Source organism: Streptomyces sp. NPDC091412, assembly GCF_044756885.1.
In the GTDB taxonomy this organism is placed as follows: domain Bacteria; phylum Actinomycetota; class Actinomycetes; order Streptomycetales; family Streptomycetaceae; genus Streptomyces.
Genome location: NZ_JBIVTV010000015.1, coordinates 75,871 through 99,194, shown reverse-complemented (window position 1 = coordinate 99,194; position 23,324 = coordinate 75,871). Strand labels below are relative to the sequence as shown.

At 72.2% G+C, this 23,324-nt stretch carries 24 protein-coding genes and 1 tRNA gene; 17 read left to right on the top strand and 8 right to left on the bottom strand.

All coding sequences use genetic code 11. From position 1 onward, the window contains the following. Positions 1-11 precede the first annotated feature (11 nt). The 5 genes from ACIQMV_RS29080 (at position 12) to ACIQMV_RS29060 (ending at position 7,280) form a co-directional block, all read left to right on the top strand. Positions 12-1,217, top strand: a complete 1,206-nt coding sequence (locus ACIQMV_RS29080; protein WP_402596297.1) for a DNA polymerase III subunit delta' — start codon at positions 12-14, stop codon at positions 1,215-1,217. Between the two features lie 172 nt (positions 1,218-1,389). Then, the gene (locus tag ACIQMV_RS29075) at positions 1,390-3,009 is read left to right on the top strand and encodes an alpha/beta hydrolase (RefSeq protein ID WP_402596296.1); all 1,620 of its coding nucleotides are present in this window, start codon (positions 1,390-1,392) and stop codon (positions 3,007-3,009) included. Between the two features lie 117 nt (positions 3,010-3,126). Then, a tRNA-Thr gene (locus ACIQMV_RS29070) sits at positions 3,127-3,203 on the top strand. 409 nt (positions 3,204-3,612) lie between these two features. After that, complete coding sequence (locus ACIQMV_RS29065; RefSeq protein WP_402596295.1) at positions 3,613-5,931, top strand: SpoIIE family protein phosphatase; 2,319 nt, start codon at positions 3,613-3,615, stop codon at positions 5,929-5,931. Positions 5,932-6,110: 179 nt separating this feature from the next. Continuing rightward, on the top strand, positions 6,111-7,280 hold the full coding sequence (locus ACIQMV_RS29060; RefSeq protein WP_402596294.1) for a hypothetical protein: 1,170 nt from the start codon (positions 6,111-6,113) through the stop codon (positions 7,278-7,280). A 125-nt stretch (positions 7,281-7,405) separates the two neighbouring features. Here ACIQMV_RS29060 and ACIQMV_RS29055 read toward each other — a convergent pair whose 3' ends face one another. Further along, a complete protein-coding gene (locus tag ACIQMV_RS29055; RefSeq protein WP_402596342.1) occupies positions 7,406-9,052 on the bottom strand; it encodes an adenosine deaminase in 1,647 nt (548 codons plus the stop codon). A gap of 295 nt (positions 9,053-9,347) precedes the next feature. Between ACIQMV_RS29055 and ACIQMV_RS29050 the strand changes: the two genes are divergently transcribed. Continuing rightward, positions 9,348-10,241, top strand: a complete 894-nt coding sequence (locus ACIQMV_RS29050) for a glycosyltransferase family 2 protein (RefSeq protein ID WP_402596293.1) — start codon at positions 9,348-9,350, stop codon at positions 10,239-10,241. Between the two features lie 258 nt (positions 10,242-10,499). Here ACIQMV_RS29050 and ACIQMV_RS29045 read toward each other — a convergent pair whose 3' ends face one another. Together ACIQMV_RS29045 and ACIQMV_RS29040 are read right to left on the bottom strand one after the other, a co-directional pair. Then, complete coding sequence (locus tag ACIQMV_RS29045) at positions 10,500-12,194, bottom strand: bifunctional 3'-5' exonuclease/DNA polymerase (RefSeq protein ID WP_402596292.1); 1,695 nt, start codon at positions 12,192-12,194, stop codon at positions 10,500-10,502. A gap of 60 nt (positions 12,195-12,254) precedes the next feature. After that, positions 12,255-13,022 (bottom strand): Clp protease N-terminal domain-containing protein, encoded by a 768-nt coding sequence (locus ACIQMV_RS29040; RefSeq protein ID WP_402596291.1) that lies wholly within the window; start codon positions 13,020-13,022, stop codon positions 12,255-12,257. 125 nt (positions 13,023-13,147) lie between these two features. Here ACIQMV_RS29040 and ACIQMV_RS29035 point away from each other — a divergent pair, with 125 nt between their 5' ends. After that, positions 13,148-14,269 carry a DUF2786 domain-containing protein gene (locus ACIQMV_RS29035; protein WP_402596290.1) on the top strand — a complete coding sequence of 374 codons (1,122 nt, stop codon included), beginning with the start codon at positions 13,148-13,150 and terminating at the stop codon, positions 14,267-14,269. A gap of 10 nt (positions 14,270-14,279) precedes the next feature. On the opposite strand, the gene ACIQMV_RS29030 is transcribed toward ACIQMV_RS29035, so the two are convergent. The 4 genes from ACIQMV_RS29030 to rpmB form a co-directional block, all read right to left on the bottom strand. Next, on the bottom strand, positions 14,280-14,849 hold the full coding sequence (locus ACIQMV_RS29030) for a DUF4232 domain-containing protein (RefSeq protein ID WP_402596289.1): 570 nt from the start codon (positions 14,847-14,849) through the stop codon (positions 14,280-14,282). A gap of 89 nt (positions 14,850-14,938) precedes the next feature. Beyond that, positions 14,939-15,466 carry a hypothetical protein gene (locus tag ACIQMV_RS29025; protein WP_402596288.1) on the bottom strand — a complete coding sequence of 176 codons (528 nt, stop codon included), beginning with the start codon at positions 15,464-15,466 and terminating at the stop codon, positions 14,939-14,941. A gap of 76 nt (positions 15,467-15,542) precedes the next feature. Beyond that, positions 15,543-15,848 (bottom strand): 30S ribosomal protein S14, encoded by a 306-nt coding sequence (gene rpsN / locus ACIQMV_RS29020; RefSeq protein ID WP_401776350.1) that lies wholly within the window; start codon positions 15,846-15,848, stop codon positions 15,543-15,545. Between the two features lie 98 nt (positions 15,849-15,946). After that, entirely contained in the window at positions 15,947-16,183 is a 237-nt protein-coding gene (gene rpmB / locus ACIQMV_RS29015; protein WP_141359623.1) for a 50S ribosomal protein L28, read from the bottom strand. Positions 16,184-16,245: 62 nt separating this feature from the next. On the opposite strand from rpmB, the gene rpmG reads away from it, so the two are divergent. The 8 genes from rpmG to ACIQMV_RS28975 all read left to right on the top strand — a co-directional run bounded on the left by rpmG (position 16,246) and on the right by ACIQMV_RS28975 (position 19,872). Then, positions 16,246-16,410, top strand: coding sequence for a 50S ribosomal protein L33 (gene rpmG, locus ACIQMV_RS29010; protein WP_141359622.1), 165 nt, complete (start codon positions 16,246-16,248; stop codon positions 16,408-16,410). 8 nt (positions 16,411-16,418) lie between these two features. After that, complete coding sequence (locus ACIQMV_RS29005) at positions 16,419-16,673, top strand: type B 50S ribosomal protein L31 (protein ID WP_141359621.1); 255 nt, start codon at positions 16,419-16,421, stop codon at positions 16,671-16,673. After that, a complete protein-coding gene (locus ACIQMV_RS29000) occupies positions 16,670-17,854 on the top strand; it encodes a CobW family GTP-binding protein (protein ID WP_402596287.1) in 1,185 nt (394 codons plus the stop codon). The genes ACIQMV_RS29005 and ACIQMV_RS29000 overlap by 4 nt, the downstream gene beginning before the upstream one ends. Before the next feature lie 4 nt (positions 17,855-17,858). Continuing rightward, positions 17,859-18,092 (top strand): 30S ribosomal protein S18, encoded by a 234-nt coding sequence (gene rpsR, locus ACIQMV_RS28995; RefSeq protein ID WP_402596286.1) that lies wholly within the window; start codon positions 17,859-17,861, stop codon positions 18,090-18,092. 83 nt (positions 18,093-18,175) lie between these two features. Next, positions 18,176-18,550, top strand: a complete 375-nt coding sequence (locus ACIQMV_RS28990; RefSeq protein ID WP_402596285.1) for a VOC family protein — start codon at positions 18,176-18,178, stop codon at positions 18,548-18,550. A gap of 28 nt (positions 18,551-18,578) precedes the next feature. Further along, the gene (locus ACIQMV_RS28985) at positions 18,579-18,926 is read left to right on the top strand and encodes an ArsR/SmtB family transcription factor (RefSeq protein ID WP_402596284.1); all 348 of its coding nucleotides are present in this window, start codon (positions 18,579-18,581) and stop codon (positions 18,924-18,926) included. 68 nt (positions 18,927-18,994) lie between these two features. Beyond that, positions 18,995-19,459 (top strand): SRPBCC domain-containing protein, encoded by a 465-nt coding sequence (locus ACIQMV_RS28980; RefSeq protein ID WP_401776365.1) that lies wholly within the window; start codon positions 18,995-18,997, stop codon positions 19,457-19,459. Positions 19,460-19,605: 146 nt separating this feature from the next. Continuing rightward, on the top strand, positions 19,606-19,872 hold the full coding sequence (locus tag ACIQMV_RS28975) for a DUF397 domain-containing protein (protein ID WP_225076921.1): 267 nt from the start codon (positions 19,606-19,608) through the stop codon (positions 19,870-19,872). Between the two features lie 93 nt (positions 19,873-19,965). On the opposite strand, the gene ACIQMV_RS28970 is transcribed toward ACIQMV_RS28975, so the two are convergent. Continuing rightward, positions 19,966-20,472: an ATP-binding protein gene (locus tag ACIQMV_RS28970; RefSeq protein WP_402596283.1), complete on the bottom strand. Its 507-nt coding sequence runs from the start codon at positions 20,470-20,472 to the stop codon at positions 19,966-19,968. 334 nt (positions 20,473-20,806) lie between these two features. Here ACIQMV_RS28970 and ACIQMV_RS28965 point away from each other — a divergent pair, with 334 nt between their 5' ends. Together ACIQMV_RS28965 and ACIQMV_RS28960 are read left to right on the top strand one after the other, a co-directional pair. Beyond that, positions 20,807-21,631: a helix-turn-helix domain-containing protein gene (locus ACIQMV_RS28965; protein WP_402596341.1), complete on the top strand. Its 825-nt coding sequence runs from the start codon at positions 20,807-20,809 to the stop codon at positions 21,629-21,631. Positions 21,632-21,779: 148 nt separating this feature from the next. Continuing rightward, complete coding sequence (locus ACIQMV_RS28960) at positions 21,780-23,240, top strand: aldehyde dehydrogenase family protein (RefSeq protein ID WP_141359613.1); 1,461 nt, start codon at positions 21,780-21,782, stop codon at positions 23,238-23,240. Positions 23,241-23,324 lie beyond the last annotated feature (84 nt).

The following is a 23,324-nucleotide window of genomic DNA, read 5'->3' as shown; positions in this document are numbered from 1 at the left end:
CGGCGTGACCCATGAGCGTGTGGGACGACCTCGTCGGGCAGGAGAAGGTCAGCGAACAGCTGAGCGCCGCTGCGCGGGACGCCGACGCCCTGGTCACCGCGGCCGCCACGCACGCGCCGCCCCCGGAGGCGTCGAAGATGACGCACGCGTGGCTGTTCACGGGGCCGCCCGGCGCGGGGATCACGCAGACGGCGCGCGCCTTCGCAGCCGCCCTCCAGTGCGTGAGTCCCGACCGCGCCCTCGGCGGCGTCCCCGGCTGCGGATTCTGCGACGGCTGCCACACGGCGCTGGTCGGAACCCACGCCGACATCAACACGGTCGCCGCCGTGGGTACGCAGATCCTCGCCGATGACATGCGGGACACCGTGCGCAAGTCGTTCACCGCCCCGGCGACCGGCCGCTGGCAGGTGATCCTCGTCGAGGACGCCGAGCGGCTGAACGAGAAGTCCGCCAACGCCGTGCTGAAGGCGGTCGAAGAACCCGCCCCGCGCACGGTCTGGCTGCTGTGCGCCCCCTCGGTCGAGGACGTCCTGCCCACGATCCGCTCCCGCTGCCGCCACGTGAACCTGCGTACGCCGTCGGTGGACGCCGTCGCGGACATGCTCGTACGCCGAGAGGGTGTCGACCCCGCCGTCGCCGCCGCCGCGGCCCGCGCCACCCAGGGCCACATCGATCGGGCCCGCCGCCTGGCCACCGACCCGGCCGCACGCGAACGCCGCAGCTCCGTCCTGAAGCTCCCGCTGCGCGTGGACGAGATAGGCGGCTGCCTCAGGGCGGCCCAGGAACTGGTCGACGCGGCGGCGGACGACGCCAAGGCACTCGCGGAGGAGAGGGACGCCAAGGAGGCCGAGGAGCTGAAGGCGGCGCTGGGCGCGGTCCAGGGCGGCCGGCTGCCCCGTGGCACGGCGGGCGTGATGAAGGACCTGGAGGACAAGCAGAAGCGCCGCCGCACCCGCACCCAGCGCGACAGCCTCGACATCGCCCTGACCGACCTGACCGGCCTCTACCGGGACGTCCTGGCCCTCCAGCTCGGCTCCCGCGTGGCCATCGCCAACGCGGACGTCGAGGACACCCTGGAGCGCCTCGCCCGCGGCGGCTCGCCCGAGTCCACCCTGCGCCGCATAGAGGCGATCGCCGCCTGCCGCGACGCCCTCGACCGCAACGTGGCCCCGCTGCTGGCGGTGGAGGCGATGACGATGGCCCTGAGGGCGGGCTGACGAGAACGCCGAGTACGCCGAGTACAACGCCGAGAACGCCGAGGCCACGGAGTACACGGAGTACGCCGGGACGCCGGGAACGCCGAGGCCACCGGCGCCGATGGCGTCACTCGTACGGGGAACGCCCCGCACGTAACGCACTCACGCGATCGCGGAGAGTTACGCTCGCTGGATGCACATCAGGCGCGCCCTTCGTCCGAACAGCAGCACAGGCCCCCGGCCCCGAACCCCGCTCCGTGCGGCCCGTGCGGGCGGCACCCTCCTGGCGGCCGCCGCCCTGCTGGTCTCGGCCTGCACCCCCGGCACCACGCAGCGCCGGACCGAGCCCGCGGCGGACGCGGCGCTGGCCGCCCTGCCGCGGGCCACGCCACCCATCCTGTCGCCGTACTACGAGCAAAAGCCGGCTTGGCGCAGCTGCGGGGTGCCCGGCTTCGAATGCACGACGCTCAAGGCGCCGCTCGACTACGACCGGCCCGCCGCCGGCGACGTCCGGCTGGCCGTGGCCCGCAAGAAGGCGTCCGGCCCGGGCAAGCGGCTCGGCTCACTCCTGCTGAACCCGGGCGGACCGGGCGGCTCGGCCGTCGCCTACCTCCAGCAATACGCCGGTGTCGGGTACCCGGCCGAGATCAGCGCCCGCTACGACCTGGTCGCGATGGACCCGCGCGGTGTCTCCCGCAGCGAGGCCGTGCAGTGTCTCGACGACCGGGACATGGACACGTACACACAGACCGACTTCACGCCCGACGACAGCAAGGAGACCGACGCGCTCGTCGCCGCGTACCGCAAGTTCGCGGAGGGCTGCGGCGCGCGCGCCGCCCGCCTGCTGCGGCACGTCTCCACGGCGGAGGCGGCACGCGACATGGACATCCTGCGCGCGGTGCTGGGCGACGGAAAGCTGAACTACGTCGGCGCCTCGTACGGGACGTTCCTCGGGGCCACGTACGCCGGTCTGTTCCCGGACCGTGTCGGCCGCCTGGTCCTGGACGGGGCGATGGACCCCTCGCTGTCGGCGCGCCAGATGAACCTGGACCAGACGGCGGGCTTCGAGGAGGCCTTCAAGTCGTTCGCGAAGGACTGCGTACAGCAGAGCGACTGCCCGCTCGGCGGCCGCGGCGCGACGCCGAAGCAGGTCGGCGACCAGCTCGCCGCCTTCTTCCGCAAACTCGACGCCCGGTCGATCCCCACCGGTGACGCCGGGGGCCGCCGTCTCGGCGAGTCCCTCGCCACCATCGGGGTGATCGCGGCGATGTACGACCAGTCGGCCTGGCCGCAACTGCGCTCGGCGCTGGCGTCGGCGATGAAGAAGAACGACGGCTCCACGCTGCTGGCCCTCTCCGACAGCTACTACGAACGCGACTCCGGCGGCCACTACAGCAACCTGATGTACGCCAACGCCGCCGTGAACTGCCTGGACCTGCCGGCGCCCTTCGCAGGCCCCGAGCAGGTGGAGGAATCCCTCCCCGCCTTCGAGAAGGCCTCCCCGGTCTTCGGCCGCGGCCTCGCCTGGAACACGCTGAACTGCGCGTACTGGCCGGTGCAGCCCACCGGCCGGCCGCACCGCATCGAGGCCAAGGGCGCGGCCCCCATCGTGGTCGTCGGCACCACCCGCGACCCGGCGACCCCCTACCGCTGGGCCCAGTCCCTGTCCCGCCAGCTCTCCTCGGCCCGCCTGCTGACCTACGACGGTGACGGCCACACCGCCTACCGCCGCGGCAGCCGCTGCATCGACTCCGAGATCAACACCTATCTCCTCCGGGGCACCCCTCCGACGAACGGAAAGCGCTGCTCGTGACCACCGCGCGGCACCCCGGAGCCCCGGCCCCAGGGACGCTCCGGGGGGCGTGCGAAGCACCCCCGGAAACTGTGTAGACTTACCGAAGTTGCCGATCGCATCATGATGCGGCAGCGCGCCGCTTTAGCTCAGATGGCCAGAGCAACGCACTCGTAATGCGTAGGTCTCGGGTTCGAATCCCGAAAGCGGCTCCATCGGAAAGACCAGCTGGGAATGCTCCTGGCTGGTCTTTCGGTGTTCGGCCGTGGGCTGCGGAGGCGCGTGGACGCGGCGGGCGGTGAGTGTCACGCTCGCGGTGTCCTCGACTCTCGTCGTGCGTAAGTCCCGGGTTCGAATCCCGTAAGCGGTTCCACCGGAAGGACCAGCGGGGAACGCTCCCAGCTGGTCCTTTGTCGTTCCGTGGTCCCCGGCCGAGTTCGCCGCCACGACGGGCAGGCGTACTTTTGGAATCAGGCAAAGGTGACTCCCGGTCGGAACGTCCAGGCCTCGGTGGAACCACGAGGGCGCATGCGAGATCTTCGGGCGGCCTGGCGGTCCCGGGCCAAGGCCCTGGACCGCGGATCCGAGCGGGGTGCGTACTCACACAGCAGGCGCGGAGGGGTCATGGCCGAGCTCGGTAAGGCGGGCAACCCGCCGAACCCTGCCACGGTGCTGCGCGAGCCCTCACGGCTGGCCGCGGTGGACGCCGTCCGCGCGGTCGACGAGCTGACCACGGACTCCTTCGCCCGGTCCGTGTGCCTGGCCGTACGGCTGCTGGACACCCGAATGGCCCTGATCAGTCTGGCCGGGGCGGACCGGCAGTTCATCCGGGGCGGGATCGGCAGAGCCGTACCGCGGCACGGAGAGCAGGAGCGAGTCGACTGGGGTTTCTGCTCCGAGGTGGTGGTGTCGGGCCGGCCACTGGTCATCGACGACGTCCGGAACGACTGCGCGCACCGGTCCGACCCCGCGGTCGCCGCCACCGGCATGCGCGCGTACCTGGGCGTGCCGCTGCTGCTGGAGGAGCTGTCGATCGGCGCGCTGTACGTGATCGACACCAGGCCGAGGGTGTGGGACACGGGGCAGCGGTGCGCCCTGGAGCAACTGGGCGCCTCGGTGATGAGCGAGATCCGGTTGCGGCTGGACGCGGCCGAACACGGGCGGCTCTACGAGCAGGCCGCGGCCGCCGCCGTGGTCGAGCACAGAAGGTCCCAGCAGTTGCAGGACCTGGCCCGGTCCAGTCTGCGGATCAATGCCGCGCCGTCACTGGACTACGCCCTCCAGACGGTCACCGAGGAGGCCAGGTCGCTGGTGGGCACGCACCAGTCCGTCACCAGCATGACCACGAACCTCCGCTGGGCCCAGGCGATCAACGCGGTCTCCCTGTCGGACAAGTACGGCGAGTACCGCTTCTTCGACGCGCCCCCGGTCGGAGAGGGGATCTATGTCCTGGTGTGCAAGGAGAACCGGCCGATGCGGATGACCCAGGACGAGCTGGAGGCCCACCCGGCCTGGCGGGGCTTCGGCTCCTACGCCGCGGTTCATCCGCCGATGCGCGGGTGGCTGGCCGTCCCGCTGATCGCCACCGACGGTCGCAACCTGGGGCTGATCCAGCTCTCGGACAAGAAGGACGGCAGCGACTTCACGGCCGACGACGAGGCGATCCTCGTCCAGCTCTCCCAGCTGGCCTCGGCGAGCATCGAGAAGGCCGCGGCGCTGGAGAACCAGTACGAGATCGCCCGCACCCTGCAGAGCAGTCTGCTGCCGCAGCAGCTGCCTGAGCACTCGGCGGTGTCGGCCGCCTCCCGATATCTGCCTGCCGCACCCCGTGCCGGGGTCGGCGGCGACTGGTTCGACGTGATCGGGCTCTCCGGTGCCCGGGTCGCGCTGGTGGTCGGGGACGTGGTCGGCCACGGCATCCACGCCGCCGCGGCCATGGGCAGGCTGCGCACGGCCGTGCGCACCCTCGCCGATGTCGATCCCACCCCGGAGGAGCTGCTCACCAGGTTGGACGACCTGGTGAGCCGGCAGTCCGCGGAATCGGGCGCCGACGACGGTGCCGACCCGGCCGGCGGAGGCGCCGTGGACGTCGGCACCACCTGCCTGTACGCGGTGTACGACCCGGTGACCGGGTGTTGTTCCCTGGCCGGTGCCGGCCATCCGGCGCCCATCATCGTGGCCCCGGACGGCAGCGCCGACTTCCTCGACCTGCCCTCCGGGCCGCCGCTCGGTGTCGGCGGCGTGCCGTTCGAGACGGCGGAGTTGGAGGTGCCGGAGGGCTGTCTGCTCGCCTTCTACACCGACGGCCTGGTCGAATCCCGGCAGCGCGACCTGGAAGCGGGGCTGGAAGAACTGCGCGAGGCACTGACCGAGCCGTGCGACTCGCTGGAAGCGCTGTGCGACCACGTGGTCAAGACGCTGCTGCCCGAGCCCCCGACCGACGACGCGGCCCTGCTGCTGGTCCGGCCGCACAGCCTGGACGAGGCGCGGGTCGTCACCTGGGACATCGCCGCGGAACCGGCCGAAGTGGCCCGGATCCGCGCTCGGACCGCCCGCCTGCTGGCGGCCTGGGGGCTGGAGGAGATCGGCTTCGTGACCGAGCTGGTGGTGAGCGAGCTGGTCACCAACGCCATCCGGTACGGCCAGCCCCCCATACAGATGCGGCTCATCTACGACCGGAAGATCATCTGCGAGGTCTCCGACACCAGCAGCACCGCCCCGCATCTGCACCAGGCCCGCATCTTCGACGAGGGCGGACGCGGCCTGATGCTGGTCGCCCGGCTCACCCAGCGCTGGGGCACCCGCCACGCCCGTGACGGCAAGACCATCTGGTGCGAGCAGGCCCTGCCCGCGGAAGGCCTGCCGGTGGAAGTGCCCATGGAGGGTCTGCTCGCGGAGGACCTGCTCGTGGACGACCTGCTGCCGCCCGACGCACAGCAGTGACCCTGCCTTTCGTGTCGTCTTCCGAGTTCCGGGGGTGCGGGCGCGCGCCCGGTCGGGCCGCGGTGCCGGAGCATGCCCGGTCGGGCCGCCCGCCGTGATCCGTATGTGATCGGGGAGCCGTAGTCTCACCGCCCGGCTGTGACATGCGCGGAACGCGCGGACAAGGGCGGGGGACGGTCATGACGTATCGGCGCGCGGCGATACCGGCGCTGGTCGGGGGTCTGCTGATCACGGCGTTGCTGTGGTGGGCGGGGGCGAGCGTGCAGGCGCTGCACCTGGCGGGCACCGCCGACGCGATCGGCGGCCGGACCGCCGCCGAGCTCGAATACTGGCTCATCCCCTGGTCGTACGACCCTCCGGACGTCGTGCGGTTCGGTGGCGAGGCGTCCGACTGGGTCAATGGCACGCCTGCCCCGGACGGAGCGCGCTACCTGGTGCTCCACCACACCGCGATGCAGATCCGTTTCGGCGCGGTGTTCGCCTTCTTCGTGCCCGGCGCGCTGCACCTGGTCCGCAGGCTTCCGCCGGTGCACGGCCGGCTGCCCGCCACACTGCTCGCGGTATGGGCCTGGGGACTGGTGGCGGGGACCCTGGCGGTGGCCGTCTCCGCGCCGTGGCTGATCGCCTCGCGGGGGCGCGGCAGTTACCGCTTCCTGCCCCAGTTGGCGGGCACGATCTCGTCCGGGCGGCAGATCCTGGTGGTGGCCGCGCTGGTCGCGGCGGTGGGGACGGTGTTCGCGGCCCGGATCACCGCGAAGGGGGCCGGTCCGTTGCCGCGGCAGGCCGTCCCGGCGCGCGCCGCCCGTGTTGCCGCCACCGCCGGGACCGCGATCATCGCGCTGTCCCTGGTCGTTCTCTCGTACCAGTCGGTGGCAGCCGCCATCCAGAGGATCGACCCGGTCGGTGGGCTGTTCGCCGAGCCGGGTGAGCTGCTGCGCCAGTGGCTGCTGCTCGGCGGCTGGGCGGGCCCGGCGGGCGCGCCGTTCGGTGACTGGTTCCTGCACCGGCTTCCCGACGTACTGGTGCTCGTGGTGGTGTGGTGGGGGCTGCGGTGGCTGCCCGTGCTGCTGACCCGGGCCACCGTCCCGGCGATGGCGGTCGGCGCGGTGTGCGCGACCGTCCTCGGACTGCTGGCGAGCCAGTTGCTGCGGATGGCGACGGACGGGGCGGGCCTGCGCTGGGGGTTGACGTATCTGTCCGCGGGCCTCGGGAACGGCGTTCCCGCCGCACTGACCTGCGGTCTGGTGGCGGGGGTCGTGGCCGCCACGACGCTGCGGCTGACCGTGGCCGGACGAGCTGACGACGTCCCCGAAGCCGCACCCTCCGCGGAGAGCCCCGCCCACCCCTGAGACGGCCTGCGGACGACGGGGCCACGGGTCACGGGCCACGGGGGCACGCCGGGGCTCGCGCCGCGGAGTGCCCCCGTGGGGTGGGAGTGCCCTCGTGCCCACATGGGAGAGGGCACGGAGGGTGTTCAGCGCATCGCGCGGGCGTGTGTGCGCTCGAAGACGGCGAAGGCCGCCTCCTGGCGCCACTCGAGTTCCGCCTTGGGGCTGCGGGACAGCAGGAGCTGACAGGCCCGGGTCCGTACGGGCAGGCCGGGGCGCTCACCGCGGCAGGCCGGCACGACCCGGTAGCCCGTGGTGGTGGGATTGCCCTGCCACAGGCTCGCACCGGGCAGGAAGGCGTACTGGAGTGAGGCGCGCGCGAGGTCCTTCAGCTCGGCGTAGGAGAGGCCGTAGGTCGTGGCGGCGTACTGGTACTCGTGGCTGATGTCGATCCGGGACACGCCGGGGTCGTCGGTGGCCAGCACGATGGGGACGCCGTAGCGGCGATACGTGGTGAAGGGGTGGTCGGCGCCCTTCACCCCGAGGATCTGGGCGTTGCTGGTGAAGGGCACTTCGACGGCGACCTGGCGGGCGGCCATGGTGCGGGCCGTGCTCCGCCAGCCGTCCTCGTGGATGAGGTCGACGCCGTGCCCGACGCGCTCGGTGCGGGCGACGTCGACGGCCTCCTCGATGTGGAACCTCAGGTCCTTGGGCTTGACCAGCCCGGGCCACAACTCGCCTGCGTGCAGGGTGACATGGGCCTTCGGGTACTGGCCGCGCAGATAGCGGACCATGTGCATCTGGAGGCTGTAGTCGCGCAGCGCGACGTCTCCGTCCTCCGGCTGGACGAGGTTGACCGCGACGAAGCGCGGGTCGCGCTCGGCCAGCCGCAGGCCCAGGGCGAGTTGGGTGAAGACCCGCTCCGGGGCGCTGCCCCGGGAGGCCTGGGAGATCCAGCGGACGGTGAGCCGGCAGCCGGGCCGGGCCTTGCGGGTGCCGCAGCGCTCGGTCGCGCGGAACTCGGCGTCGCCGTCGTCGGCCTCCTTGCGGGCCGCGGCGACCAGCTTGTCCAGCTTGCCGCCGGCCACCAACTTGCGGTGCAGCGCGGCGAGATCGCTGTCCCAGCCGACCTCGGCGGCCAGCTGCTTCGCGCCGTCGGAGGCCGGGGTGACCATGGTCTCCAGATAGAACTGGTTCTGGCCCGCGACGTGGTCGGCGACCTGGGCGAGCAGCTTGCCCCGGTGCCGCCAGGTCACCTCGCCGAACTTCCCGAAGGTGTCGAAGAAGTGGTCGTGGCCGTTGCCGCCGGGCGGGAAGTCCTCCATGGACCACGCGCGGACCAGCGCGTCGTGGAAGGCGCGGTCGGTCCGGGCGTCCGCCGCGGGGCGGGTCCCGGGCCTGCATGGCGGCGCGACGGCGGTCAGCGTCGCGGTCTCGACGCACAGCCCGTCCTCGGCGGCCAGTTTGATCAGGTACTCCGTGGACACCGCGCCGGAGAGGTGGTTGTGCAGGTCCCCGCCCTTGGGCAGGCTCACGAAGAACCCGCGCAAGCGCACGGGCCGGGAGCGCAGCGATCTCAGGTAGGCGTCCGTACGGGCTTCCGCGACCGTCATCGGCCTGGACTGCGGCACGGCACGCGACGGGAGCCCGCCGCCGGTCTGTTGCGAGTCGGCGGTCTGTTGCGCACCGGCGGGCTGCGCGTCGGCGGACGGGGCGGTCAGGAGGGACAGGGCGAGGAGGGAGCCCACGGCGGCCGGAACGGCCCGGCGGCGTGCGGCACTTCGGAGTTGCATGCTCACTCGGGCATGATCGGGGAACAAACGCGGCCGAACCGGTTCTCCCGGACATTTTTCTCCGGACAGTACCCGACCGGGTGACCGCGCGGAATCTCGCGGACATCACCCGGGCGGCTGACGGACTCGCGGCGTGAGGTGCGGTTTTCGTACCGGTTCCGGGAGGGTTGCGGTGAGGCGGGGGCAAGAGGCCGCAAAGTGAGGTGGCGTCAGAGCAACCGGCGCCGCCCGGGCGACATCCTGGTGAACGAGGGGCGCCGCGCGGGCGCCGTTGTCGTCGGATGGGGTGAGGGCCGTGGTGGAGCCGAGGATCGCTGTCGCGGTGGTGACCATGGGCAACCGGCCTGCCGAGGTCGACGCCCTGCTGGAGTCCGTGGCCAAGCAGGATCTCGCGCCCGCGCGCATCGTGATCGTCGGCAACGGGTGCCGGCTGCCCGAGTTCGCGCGCCGGCTGTCCCTGCCCGGCGAGGTCACGGCGGTCGATCTCGACGAGAACCTCGGCTGTCCCGGCGGGCGCAATGTCGCCCTGGCCCGGCTGCGGGAGTTCGGGGACGTGGACGTGGTCGTGGAGCTGGACGACGACGGGCTCCTGGTCGACGCCGACGTACTGCGCCGGGTACGGGATCTGTACGCCGCCGACCCGCGCCTCGGCATCGTCGGCTTCCGCATCGCCGACGAGTGCGGCGAGACCCAGCAGCGGCACGTGCCGCGGATCGGCAGGTCGGACCCGATGCGGGGCGGGTACGTCACCGGGTTCCTCGGCGGCGGGCACGCCCTGCGGATGGCGATGCTGGAGCAGACCGGGGACTGGCCCGCGGAGTTCTTCTTCGCGCACGAGGAGACCGACCTGGCCTGGCGTGCCGCCGACGCCGGCTGGAAGATCCTCTACGCGCCCGAGCTGCTCCTGCGGCACCCGAAGACCTCGCCCGCCCGGCACGCGATCTACTACCGGGTCACCGCCCGCAACCGGGTCTGGCTGGTCCGGCGGCGGCTGCCGCTCCCGCTCGTCCCGGTGCACCTCGGCGTGTGGACGCTGCTCACCCTGGCGCGGACCCGTTCGCTCGCCGGGCTGCGGGCCTGGTTCGGCGGGTTCGTGGAGGGGCTGCGCGGGTCCGCGGGGGAGCGGCGGCCCATGCACTGGCGGACCGTGTGGCGGCTGACGAGGCTCGGCCGGCCGCCGGTCGTCTGACCGCCGGATCACGACGGGCGGGGGCCGCGCGAGGCCCGGTGCGTGCCGGGAGGGGGCGGGTCGCTGCGGAGTTCGGGCTGTCTGCCGGGGCCGTACGGTGTTCGGGCCGTTTGCTTTGCCGGGGCCGTACGGTGTTCGGGCTGTCTGCCGGGTCTGTACGTGGTTCGGTCCCATGTCGGGCCCCAGGCTCACGTCCTGCCCGGCGCACGTTCCGCCCCCGCGTTCACGTCCTGCCCGGCGCACGTTCCGCCCCCGCGCTCACTTCGCGTCGGCGTAGCACTCCACCACCGCCGTCGTGAACGGAAACCGCACCGGGGTCTCGCCGAACGTCAGCCGTCCCGCCACCTCCGCGGCCTGCCGGATCGCCTCGACGACCGTGTCCGCCTCCTCCTTCGGGCAGTGCACGATCACCTCGTCGTGCTGGAAGAAGACCAGCTCGGCCGCCATGTCCCGGCAGGCGCGGCGCAGCGCCGCGAGCAGCAGCAGGGCCCAGTCCGCGGCGCTGCCCTGCACGACGAAGTTGCGGGCGAACCGGCCTCGGGCACGGGAGTTGGTGGAGGCGTACCCCGGCATCCAGCCCTGGTCGGCGGGGGGCGCGGAGGCCGGGTCGTCCTGCGGAAGGCCCGCCTCCCCGGTCGCGTCCTCGGTCGTCCCGGCAGCCGGGGGACACGTGCGGCCCAGCCAGGTCCGTACGAGCCGGCCCTCCTCGCCCGCCCGCGCGGCCTCGTCGACGTACGCCACCGCCTTGGGGAAGCGGCGTCTGAGGGCGGCGAGGTTCTTCAGGCCGTCGCCGGAGGTCTGCCCGTAGACCGCGCCGAGCACGGCGAGTTTCGCCTGGGCGCGGTCGCCGGAGAAGGCCCGGTCGGACACCGACTGGTAGAGGTCGGCGTCCCGGCCCGCCACCTCCATCAGCCCCGGGTCGCGGGAGATCGCCGCCAGCACCCGCGGCTCCATCTGGGCGGCGTCGGCCACGACCAGCCGCCAGCCGGGGTCGGCCACCACGGCCCGGCGGATGACCTTCGGGACCTGCAGCGCGCCCCCGCCGTTGGTCACCCAGCGGCCGGTGACCGTGCCGCCGGCGAGGAACTCCGGTCTGAACCGCCCCTCCCGCACCCAGTCCTGGAGCCAGGACCAGCCGTGGGCGACCCAGATCCGGTACAGCCTCTTGTACTCCAGCAGGGGTTCGACGGCCGGGTGGTCGACGGACCTGAGCTCCCAGCGGCGGGTGGACTTCACCCTGATTCCGGCCCGGGCGAAGGCCTTGACCACGTCGGCGGGCAGATCCGGCCGCACCCGGTGGCCGAAGGCGGCGGACACCTCGTCCGCGAGTTCGGCCAGTCGGCGGGGCTCGCCGCCGCCCGCGTACCGCTCGCCGAGCAGTTCGTGCAGCACCTCGCGGTGCACGTCCGCGCGCCAGGGCAGGCCCGCGCGGTTCATCTCGGCCGCCACCAGCGTGCCCGCCGACTCGGCGGCGGTCAGCAGGCGCATGCGGTCGGGGTGCTCGGCTCGCTCGTGCCGCCGCTGCTGCTCGGCGTAGACCGTGATCAGGTCCGCCAGCGGCAGGCCCACGCCCTGCGGCTCGAAGAGCGAGGACTGCGCGCCGGGTTCGGCGGACCGGTGCGGCGGGTCCGGCGGTACGGGGCCGCCGCGCAGCCTGGCCAGGGCGGCGGCGGCCGAGCGGGGCTCGCCGTGGCGCCCCTCGTGGCCGAGGAGGAGCGTCTCGGCGTCCTCGACGTCGTAGCACCGCTCCACCCGCACGCCCGCGGCGAGCAGGCGTGGATAGACCTCGGCGGTGGACCGCCACACCCATCGTGTGACGTCCGGTCTGCCGCGGACCGCCTCCGCGAGGCCGGCGGCACGGTGCACCGGACCGGCGGGCAGGCCGTCCCGGCCGAGGGGGGCGACCTCGGCGCCGCCGTCCTCGGCCGGTGCCAGAGCCCACCGGTCGGTCATGTCGGCGAGTGTCGCAGGCGGGTCTGACAACGGGCTCCGGCCCGCTGCCCGGGAGGGTGGTCAGCCGTCCTGTCCGTCGTCGTGCGGCTCCTGGTCCTCGTCCTGCCGGGCGCGGTCCTTCACCAGCTCCGCCAGGGCCGCCGCGACGTACTCCTCGGTGCGTGCCTTGTCCAGGCCGAGCCCGCTGAGGACGCCCTCGCCGTTCTCCAGCTCCAGCAGGGCCAGCAGGATGTGCTCGGTGCCGATGTAGTTGTGGCCGAGGCGCAGGGCCTCGCGGAAGGTGAGTTCCAAGGCCTTCTTGGCGGCCGAGCCGTACGGGACCAGCTCGGGAGCGTCGGCGGACGCGGGTGGCAGGGCGGCGGTCGCGGCCTCGCGGGCGGCGTCCAGGGTGACGCCCTGGGCCTCGATGGCCTGCGCGGCCATGGCCTCCGGTTCGGCGAGCAGCCCGAGGACCAGGTGCGCGGGCGTTCCCTCGGCGCTCCCGGCGGCCTTGGCCTCCTCGTGGGCGATCATGACCACCTTGCGGGCGCGGGGCGTGTAGCGGCTGAAGCCCTGGCTGGGGTCCAGGTCGGCCGACTCCTTGGGCACGAACCGCTTCTGCGCGGCCTGCCGGGTGACGCCCATGCTCCTGCCGATGTCGGTCCAGGAGGCACCGGAACGGCGGGCCTGGTCGACGAAGTGTCCGATGAGGTGGTCCGCCACCTCGCCGAGGTGCTCGCCGGCGAGTACGGCGTCCTGGAGCTGTTCGAGGGGTTCCTGGTGGACCTTCTTGATGGCCGAGATGAGGTCGTCCAGACGGACGCTCGACCTGATGGTGGGGTTCGTCATGTGTCAACCGTAGGTTGCGCTTTCCGGGGTGTCAACCCGAAGTTGACACCCCGAGGGGCGCTCCGCGGCTGGTTTGTCCACAGGGTGTGGACAGAGTCGCGCGTGCCTCATGGCACGATCGAGCGGTGAGTACGTCCAGCACCGTCGACCGGGCCTTTCGGGCCGCCCTGTACGCACCCTCCGGCGACGCCCTCGACACCGGCGCCTCCCTGCTGGCGGCCGACCCCGGGGCGGACGCCGAACTTGCCCGGCGCGGGCAGGAGTTCGTGGCGACGACGTGGCAGCGGGGCTGGCGGCCCGCCGATGTCGCCCGGATCGTGCGGCGGGAGCTCGACGAGGTCCATGTGCGACTGCTCGCGGCGCTCGTCCGCACGCAGGCGGCCGACGACCGGCCGCGCGGCCCGCGCTGGGCCGCCCAGCTCGACGGACTGCCGCCCGTTGAACCGCCCCGCACCGACCGTTTCTCGCATGCCACCGCCGTCCTGGAGCTCTACCGCCTGCTGCTGCGGCTGCCCGCGCTCGAACCCCTGGACGAGCCCGCGCCCGCGCCCCGGACCGAGTCCCGCATGCTCACCCGCATCCGGGCGCTGCTCGCCAAGGCGGAGGCGACCGGGTACCCGGAGGAGGCGGAGGCGCTGAGCGCCAAGGCGCAGGAGCTGATGGCGCGGCACAGTGTCGACGAGGCGCTGCTCGCCGCCCGTGCCCCGTCGCCCGACGCTCCCGGCGCCTGCCGGATCGGTGTCGAGCCGCCGTACGAACAGGCCAAGGCCGTGCTGCTGGACGCCGTGGCCACCGCGAACCACTGCCGCGCCGTGTGGAACGAGGCCCTCGCGTTCTCCACCGTCGTCGGCTTCGAGGCCGACCTGGAGGCGGTCGAACTGCTCTACGCCTCCCTGCTGATCCAGGCCACGACGGCGATGACCAGGGCGGAGGCCGCCCAGCGAGCTGGCGGGCGCAAGCGGACCAAGACCTTCCGGCAGTCCTTCCTCGCCGCCTACGCCCACCGAGTCGGCGCCCGCCTCGCGGCCGCCGCCGAGACCCAGGTGACCGCGGACCTGCTGCCCGTCCTGGCGAGCCGGGACGTCGCGGTCACCGACCGGGTGGACCGCTTGTTCCCGGAGACGACCACCACCCGCCTGCGCGGGGTGAGCGACACGGCGGGGTGGACGGAGGGCGCCCGGGCGGCGGACCGGGCCCAGGTGAAGTCCCGCCCGCCGCTCGGCCGACGTGCCGCGCCACCCGCGTGAACGGCGTCGGTCAGTCGCCGGCCTGCTGGAGGGCCGTCACCGACGCGTCCGGGTCGCCCACGTTCTTCCTTCCCTGGACCGGGCCGTAGGACCACGGGAAATCCTGGCTGCCGGACGCTCCGGGCAGGCTGACCTTCAGTGACGTCACCGCGAGGCTCTTGGCGTCGTTCTCCTTGCCCCGCACGTAGGTGAGAGTGAAGGAAGCCGTGTCGTCCTTGGCGAGAGTGAGCTTCTCCGGCTTGCCGGACTTGTCCTGCGGGACGGTCGCCGTGACGTTGCCGGCGGACAGGGTGACGCCCGGGAAGCCCTCAAGGGTGCACCGCGCACCCCGGTTGGTGACGGTGACGGGCACATTGCCCGTGTCCCCGGCGGCGGGCGCGGCGTTGGCCGGACCGACCTGAACCCCGAACTCGGTGATCCGGCAAGCCGTGCCGCCGGTGTTCTTGTCCCCGGAGCCGGAGCCGGAGCCGGAGCCGGAGCCGGAGCCGGAGCCGGTGCCGCTGCCGCCGCTGTCGCAGGCGGTGAGCAGGAGGGCCGCGGCGAGGGCGGTGACGGTGATCGGAATCGGAATGGCGTGCATGAACTGGTCCCTTGGATCGTGACGATGCCCGAGGATCATCACGCACGAGCGGGCGGCGCGGTTGCCCGCCCCGCGATCGGCCCCGCGCGTCAGGAGCCCAGGCTCGCCGTCGGCAGGCCCGACGGTAGCGCCCCGCCCGTCGACCGGGTGTACGTCTCCGAGCCGAGACCACCCTCCCAGGTAACGCGGAGCGTGGTCTTGTTGACGGAGTCCACCGTGCCGGACGTACGGGCCTTGCACGCGTCGAGGCGGATCACATGCCTCGCGCCCTCCTCGACCGCCCTCCCGGTGCAGATGGTCCGGTCGGTCGAGAAGAGCGCGGCCCGCCGGCCGGTGACGATCAGGACCACGGCCTTGCCGCCGGTGGTGGCGAGCCAACTTCCCTCCACGCCGTCCCCGTTGGCGGTCGGACCGCCCGTACCGCCTGCGCCGCCGCCGTCATCGCCGGTCGCGGTCACGCTCGCGTCGGGGGTGGCGGAGGTCTTGCCCGTGGCACCGGAGCCGCCGCTGTCGCACCCGGTGAGGGCGAGCGCCCCGAGCAGGGTCACGGCCGCGATCCGCGTCGCCGCGCACGCCCCCGTTGCCGCCGCCTCGGCCGCCCTGTTCGCCGCAGTCATCGGAAAGCCCCCAAGCCCTGACCGGCCGGCCGTCCGGCGGCCGGTACGACCGCAGCAAGCTACCAGGACCTGGCGCTTACCAGGAGGCCTTCCGGACCCCGGGCAGATGCCCGGCGTGAGCCTGCTCCCGCAGGCTCACCCGGGACAGGCCGAAGGTGCGCAGGTAGCCGCGCGGCCGACCGTCGATCTGGTCGCGATTGCGCACGCGCGTGGCGCTCGCGTCCCGCGGCTGCCCGCGCAACTCCCGCTCGGCGGCGAGCCGTTCGTCCGGCGTCGAGGACGGCCTGCGGATGGTCTCCTTCAGCTCGGCCCGGCGGGCGGCGTACCGCTCGACGATCTGCCGCCGCTTCTCGTTCTTCGCGATCTTGCTCTTCTTCGCCATGGTGTCTCCCTGTTCTTCGGGGTTCCTCGGGGTTCTTCGGGGTTCTTCGGGTCCGGGTTCTTCGGGGTGCTTCAGGTTCCTCAGGTGGCTCGGGTTCCTCAGACCTTCACCCCGCGCGCGCGGATGCGTGCCACGGCCGCCTCGACGCCGATCGTGTCGACGGTCCTGACCGCCCTCGCGCTCAGCCGCAGCCGCACGTGGCGGCCCTCGCTCGGCAGCCAGTAGCGCTTGGTCTGGATGTTCGGGTCGAAGCGGCGGGAGGTCCGCCGGTGGGAGTGCGAGATGTGGTTGCCGAAGCCGGGCCGGGCGCCGGTCAGCATGCAGTGGGCGGACACGGGTGACGCACCTCTCCTCGTTCGATGATGTAAATGGAATTCATTTTCAGTAGCATAGCGGCATGGCACGCAACGAACTCCGCCCGGTCGTCAAACTCCGGTCCACCGCTGGGACCGGCTACACCTACGTCACCCGCAAGAACCGGCGTAACGACCCGGACCGGCTGACCCTGCGCAAGTACGACCCGGTCGCCGGCCGGCACGCCGACTTCCGAGAGGAGCGCTGAGGTCCGCCGTGCGCAACGGAATCCACCCGGCCTACGGTCCCGTCGTCTTCCGTGACCGTGCCGCGAACCACGCCTTCCTCACCCGCTCGACGATGACCAGCGAGAAGACGATCGAGTGGGAGGACGGACACACCTACCCCGTCGTCGACGTCGAGATCTCGAACGTCAGCCACCCCTTCTACACCGGCACCGCCCGCGTCCTGGACACCGCCGGGCGCGTGGAGCGCTTCGAGCGCCGGTACGGGAAGCGGGGCGGGGCGTGAGTCTGCCGGTGGTGATCGTCGGCGGGCTGCACGCCGACGCCCGGAAGGCGGCCGTCGCGCGGCTCCTCGCCGAGGTGCCCGGCAGCGTCGCGCTCCACCACGACCTGGCGACGGCCCCCGCGGGCACGGTCGTGCGCACCGTCCGGGACGCCGCCGGAGTGCTGTCCCGCGGCGAGACGCCCCTGGTCAACGACTGCGCGTGCTGCGCGCTGCGCGAGGACCTGGTGCCGGAGCTGCGCGGGATCGCCGCCGCCGGACACGCCCCGCTCGCGGTGGTCGAGCTGTGGGACTCCGTGGAGCCCAGGGCGATGGTCGAGGTGGTGGTGGCCGGCGGGCTCACGGTCACCGGCGTGATCACCGCCGTCGATCCGGCCCTCGTCCTGCCGTACCTCAGCAACGGCGACGATCTGGCCGACGGCGGGCTCGCCGCGGCCGCCACCGACCAGCGGACCGTCGCCGACACCTTCGCCCGGCAGTTGGAGTACGCGCCCGTGCTCGCCGTCACCGACTCCCCGGAGGCCGACGACGAGGACCGCGAACTGCTGGCACAACTGCACCCGACGGCCCGCCGGGTCCCGATCGGCCACGGTGACCCGGCGGGCGCCACTCCTGCCCCGGCACGTGCGCGGGAGGCCGCCCCGCGTTCGGAGCTGGTCCGCGCCGCCCTCGCCGGATTCGACGTCGAGGCGGCCGCGGCGGCCCAGCACCCGGCGTGCGCGCTGCTGCCCGCCGAGGCGGACACGCACGGCATCTCGACGCTGGTCTGGCGCCGCCACCGCCCCTTCCACCCGGAGCGGCTGTACGCGGCCCTGGAGGACCTGACCTGCGCCGCCGCGCGCAGCCGGGGCCGGTTCTGGCTGGCCGACCGGCCCGACACGCTGCTCCACTGGGACGCGGCCGGCGGCGCGCTGTGCGTGGAGGGCGCGGGCCCGTGGCTCGCCGCCCTGCCGGACGCGGCCTGGGACCTGGTCCCGCCCGTGCGCCGGGCCGCCGCCGCGCTGGACTGGCACCCGGAGCACGGCGACCGCTGCCAGCACCTCGTGTTCACGTCCCCCGGCCTCGATCGCGACGGCCTCGAACGGCTGCTGGAGTCCTGCCTGCTGACGGACGCCGAGTACGCCGCCGGGCGCGAGGCCTGGAGGGGCCTGGCGTCCGCCTTCGACACCCTCCTGGAGGTCTGACCCGATGCCCCGCAAGAGCGACCGCAAGCCCGCCAAGGACCGCCCCAACCCGTTGGAGCAGGCCGGGATCTCGTACATCGACTACAAGGACACCGATCTGCTGCGCAGGTTCGTCTCCGACCGCGGCAAGATCCGCAGCCGCCGGGTCACCCGGGTCACGGCCCAGCAGCAGCGGCTGCTGGCGCGGGCGGTCAAGAACGCGCGGGAGATGGCACTGCTGCCGTACTCCGGCCGCTGAGCGGGCCGGCGACGCGCACGAGCGATAGGTAGGAGATTCCCTACGGTTGACACGTAGGGAATCTCCTACCTAATCTCGTTCGCATGCACATCACTCACGCCTCCTTCGTCACCCTCCCCGTCGGCGACCAGGACCGCGCGCTGCGCTTCTACGCGGACGTCCTCGGTTTCGAGACCGTCGCCGACCGGGACATGCCCCAGGGGCGCTGGCTCCAGGTGGCACCCGTCGGCGCGCAGACGGTCTTCACGCTCTCCGGGCCGGGGATGGGGGGTTTCGAGCCCGGATCGGCACGGGGGATCATGTTGGTCACGACCGATGTCGACGCCGCCTGCGCGCGGCTCGCGCAGGCGGGGGTCTCCGTGCAGGGCCCGGACGAGCTGCCCTGGGGCCGCATGGCCTCCTTCACGGACCCCGACGGCAACGGTCTGATGCTGCTGACCGAGAAGGAAGGTTTCTGACCGCCGCCATGAACGGGACGAGTTCCGTATGAAGGGGACGGGTACCGCCGCGGAGGACCGCGTCTTCGCCGCGCTCGCCAACGCCACCCGCCGCGAGGTGCTGCGGCTGCTGCGTGAGGACGGGCCCCAGTCCGTCCAGGACCTGGCCGACCGCTTCGCCATGCGCCGCCCCAGCCTCTCGGAACATCTCAAGGTGCTCCGGGAGGCCGGTCTCGTCTCCGAGCAGCGCTCCGGCCGCCGGCGCATCTACCGCCTGGAGGCGGCCCCGCTGGCCGAGGTGCAGGACTGGCTCCACCCGTACGAGCGGTTCTGGCGCGGCCGGATGAAGGAACTCGGCGCGCTGCTGGACCGTATGCCCGACGACGACCGCAGCTGAGCCCCGATCCTTGCGGTGACCGCACCGGGGCACCGACCCCCACGACGACCACACGGGCACGACCGCACATGAGCACCGACCCCCACGACGACCTCACCACGATCCGCGTCGACCAGTTCTATCCGCACCCCCCTGCCAAGGTCTGGCGGGCCCTCACCGAGCCCTCGCTGCTCGCGCAGTGGCAGATGCCGGGCGCCGCGGACTTCCGCCTCCGGGTCGGCCACCGCTACCGGATGACCTCCGTCCCGCGGCCCCACTCCAAGTTCTCCGGCGTCGTCGACGTGGAGGTTCTCGCCTACGACGCCGAGCGGATGCTGTCCGTCCGCTGGAGGGACGCCGATCCGGCCAATCCCGCGGACTGGACGCTCACCTGGACGTTGGAACAGGAAGGCCGCGGTACGCGTCTCTTCCTAGTGCACGACGGATTCGATCCGGACGACCCGGCACAGATGATGGCGCGGAAGATCATGGACGGGGGCTGGCGTTCGCATGTCCTGCGCGTTCTGGGGCAGACGCTCGACCGGCTCGGGTGAGGCGGACGCCAGGACTGTAACCGCTGAACCACTCCCCGTGCACGTGCATCTGCGCACGCATCTGCATGTGAACAGGGCTATGATCCCGATCAGTTGACCGATGCATCAATGGCCACACCAGCCAGTGCACCACCGGGGAGCGACCTGTGGACCACGACGTTGAGGGCGGGTACGGGGGCGACGTGTACAACGGCATGGCGGCCGCACGGCTGCGCGGGGTGGCCTGGCAGAAGAGCCGGCACAGCAACTCGCAGGGCTCCTGCGTGGAGTTCGCGCGACTGCCGGGCGGGGACGTGGCGGTGCGCAACTCCCGCTTCCCCGAAGGTCCCGCGCTCGTCTACACGCGTGCGGAGATCGAGGCGATGCTGCTGGGCGTCAAGGACGGGGAGTTCGACCACCTGATAGCGGGCTGACGTGCCCTCGAAGCGGGTGGGCGACTCGGGGCGATCGGCGCGCGACGCGCGGTGACGCGCGTAGAACCGCGGCGTCGAAGAAGGCCCGGTTCGTCATTCGGCGGGTGGAAACCGGAAGAGCGCCCAGACCACCTTGCCGTCCAGGGTGCCGGTCAGCGGGTGCCAGCCCCAGCTGTCGCTGAACGAGTCGACGAGGAAGAGGCCGCGGCCCGACTCCGCCGAGAAGTCGTCCGTCTCGCGGGCGACCGGGCTCTCCCGGCTGGGGTCGCGCACCGCGCACACCAGCCGCCCGGTCCATCGCAGCAGGTGCAGCCGCACGGGCGAGTCGTGGTCGCGCGAGTGCGCCGGCGACGCCGGGGGCACCGGCAGGCCGTGCCGCAGGGCGTTGGTGACCAGCTCGGAGACCACCAGGCAGACGTCCTCGAACCGGTCGCCCAGCTCCCACCGGTCGAGCGTCGTGCGGGTGAACTGTCTTGCCTCACGCACCGCTTCGTAGCGGGCGGGCAGCGCGCAGGAGGCGGCGCTCGACACGGCCGCGGGATCCAGCGGGGGAAGGCCCTGCCGTAACGGCTCGAGCATGGTCGATCCATTCGTCCCCATGCGAGGCACTCCCGGTAATCCGCGGTCGTTGCGATGCAGCGGTGGCGCACGACCATGGTTTCGGATGCGTACAGCAGATGCAAGGGCAGATGCACGTGCACGTGACCGAATTGGACCTCCCCGTACCGCTTACTGGCCATTTTTTTCCGCCATCTTCTTGTCATCCGCCGGACTCCTGCCCGGCTGCCGCCGTGCGGATTCCTTGATCTCTTTCCGTTTCCGTAATCACGCGAGTACAGCTCGGAGTGAATTAGTGGCAGACTGCGGGCCTTGAAGACGGTTGGGGAGGCTGGCGAACGTGAGCGCGGGAGAGCCCGGATCGGTGGTGCGGCGCATGCTGCTCGGCTCGCAACTCAGGCGACTGCGTGAAGCGCGGGGGATCACGCGCGAGGCGGCCGGGTACTCGATCCGCGCCTCGGAATCGAAGATCAGCCGGATGGAGTTGGGTCGGGTGAGCTTCAAGACCCGAGACGTGGAAGACCTGTTGACGCTGTACGGCATCACGGACGAGACCGAGCGCATCTCGCTGCTCTCCCTCGCCAAGGAGGCCAACGTCGCGGGCTGGTGGCACAGTTACTCCGACGTCCTGCCCAGCTGGTTCCCCACCTACGTGGGACTGGAGGGCGCGGCGTCGCTGATCCGCGTCTACGAGGTGCAGTTCGTGCACGGGCTGCTGCAGACCGAGGCGTACGCGCGGGCGGTGGTCCGGCGCGGTATGCAGGGCGCGAGCGAGGCGGACGTGGAACGGCGGGTGGCGCTGCGCATGGAGCGGCAGAAGCACCTCGTCTCGGAGAACGCTCCCGACCTCCGCATCGTCCTCGACGAGGCCGCCCTGCGTCGCCCCTACGGCGACCGCGACGTGATGCGCGGGCAGTTGCAGCACCTGATCGAGATCTCCGAGCGCCCCAACGTACGGCTTCAGGTCATGCCGTTCAGCTTCGGCGGGCACGCCGGTGAGTCCGGCGCCTTCACCATCCTCAGCTTCCCCGAGTCCGACCTGTCGGACGTGGTCTACCTGGAGCAGCTCACCAGCGCCCTCTACCTGGACAAGCCCGAGGACGTCGCTCAGTACGAGAGGACGCTGGAGGAAATCCAGCACGACGGACCCGGTCCGGACGAGAGCCGCGACCTGCTGCGCGGGCTGCTCCAGCTCGCTTAGGGAAAACCCCTCGGAAACGTGTAGGGGACCCCCAACTCGGTTCGCGCGCAAGTACGATGACGTGTGATCAGACCGTGAAGAAGTGATCGGGGGTTGATCGGGCTCCGACTGCTTCGACCGTCTCGACAGCAGGGGATCGAGGGAGCACATGTCGTCCTACTTCACCGACCTGGCCCAGCAGTACATCGACGGCGAGTGGCGCCCCGGGACCGGCTCCTGGGACATCATCGACTTCGACCCGTACGACGGGGAGAAGCTGGCCTCGATCACCATAGCCACGGTCGACGAGGTGGATCAGGCCTACCGCGCGGCCGCCCGCGCCCAGAAGGAGTGGGCCGCGACCAACGCCTACGCCCGCCGGGCCGTCTTCGAGAAGGCGCTGCGGCTGGTCGAGGAGCGGGAGCCGGAGATCACCGACGTGATCATCGCCGAGCTCGGCGGCACCCGTCTGAAGGCCGCTTTCGAACTGCACCTCGCCAAGGAGTTCCTGCGCGAGTCGATCCACCTGGCGCTGCGCCCCGAGGGCAAGATCCTGCCGTCCCCGGTCGACGGCAAGGAGAACCGGGTCTACCGGGTGCCGGTCGGTGTCGTGGGCGTCATCAGCCCCTTCAACTTCCCCTTCCTGCTGTCCCTGAAGTCGGTCGCCCCGGCGCTCGCCCTCGGCAACGGCGTGGTGCTCAAGCCGCACCAGAACACCCCGGTCACCGGCGGTTCCCTGGTCGCGAAGATCTTCGAGGACGCGGGTCTGCCGGGCGGTCTGCTCAACGTCGTCATCACCGACATCGCCGAGATCGGCGACGCGTTCATCGAGCACCCCGTCGCCAAGGTCATCTCCTTCACCGGCTCCGACAAGGTCGGGCGGCACGTCGCCACCGTCTGCGCCTCCCACTTCAAGCGCTCGGTCCTGGAACTCGGCGGCAACAGCGCGGTCGTGGTCCTGGACGACGCCGATCTCGACTACGCGGTCGACGCGGCCGTCTTCAGCCGGTATGTCCACCAGGGCCAGGTCTGCATGGCCGCGAACCGGATCATGGTGGACCGCTCGGTCGCCGAGGAGTTCACCGCGAAGTTCGTCGCCAAGGTGAGGTCGCTGAAGGTCGGCGACCCGCGCGACCCGGAGACGGTCATCGGCCCGGTGATCAACTCCACCCAGGCGAACGCGGTGTCGGGCGCCGTCGAGCAGGCGATCGCCGAGGGGGCCACGGCCCTGCTGCGCGGCACCACCACCGACAACCTCGTCGAGCCGTCGGTCCTGACGGACCTGCCCGCCGACTCCTCCCTGCTCCGCCAGGAGGTCTTCGGCCCGGTCGCCTTCGTCATCCCGTTCGACGGCGAGGAGGAGGCGGTCCGGATCGTCAACGACACCCCGTACGGCCTCAGCGGCGCCGTCCACACGGCGGACATCGAGCGGGGTGTGGCCTTCGCCAAGCGGATCGACACCGGCATGTTCCACGTGAACGACGGCACCGTCCACGACGAGCCGCTCGTCCCCTTCGGCGGCGAGAAGCACTCCGGCATCGGCCGGCTGAACGGCGAGACGACCCTGGACGCCTTCACCACGCTGAAGTGGATCTCGGTACAGCACGGCCGGAGCGGGTTCCCGTTCTAGGGTCTTCCGACTGGATCAGGCCGGCTCCGGGAGCGGTGCCAGGGCCCGCGAGCCCGGCTTGATCCGAACGAGAGGCCCTGGCTC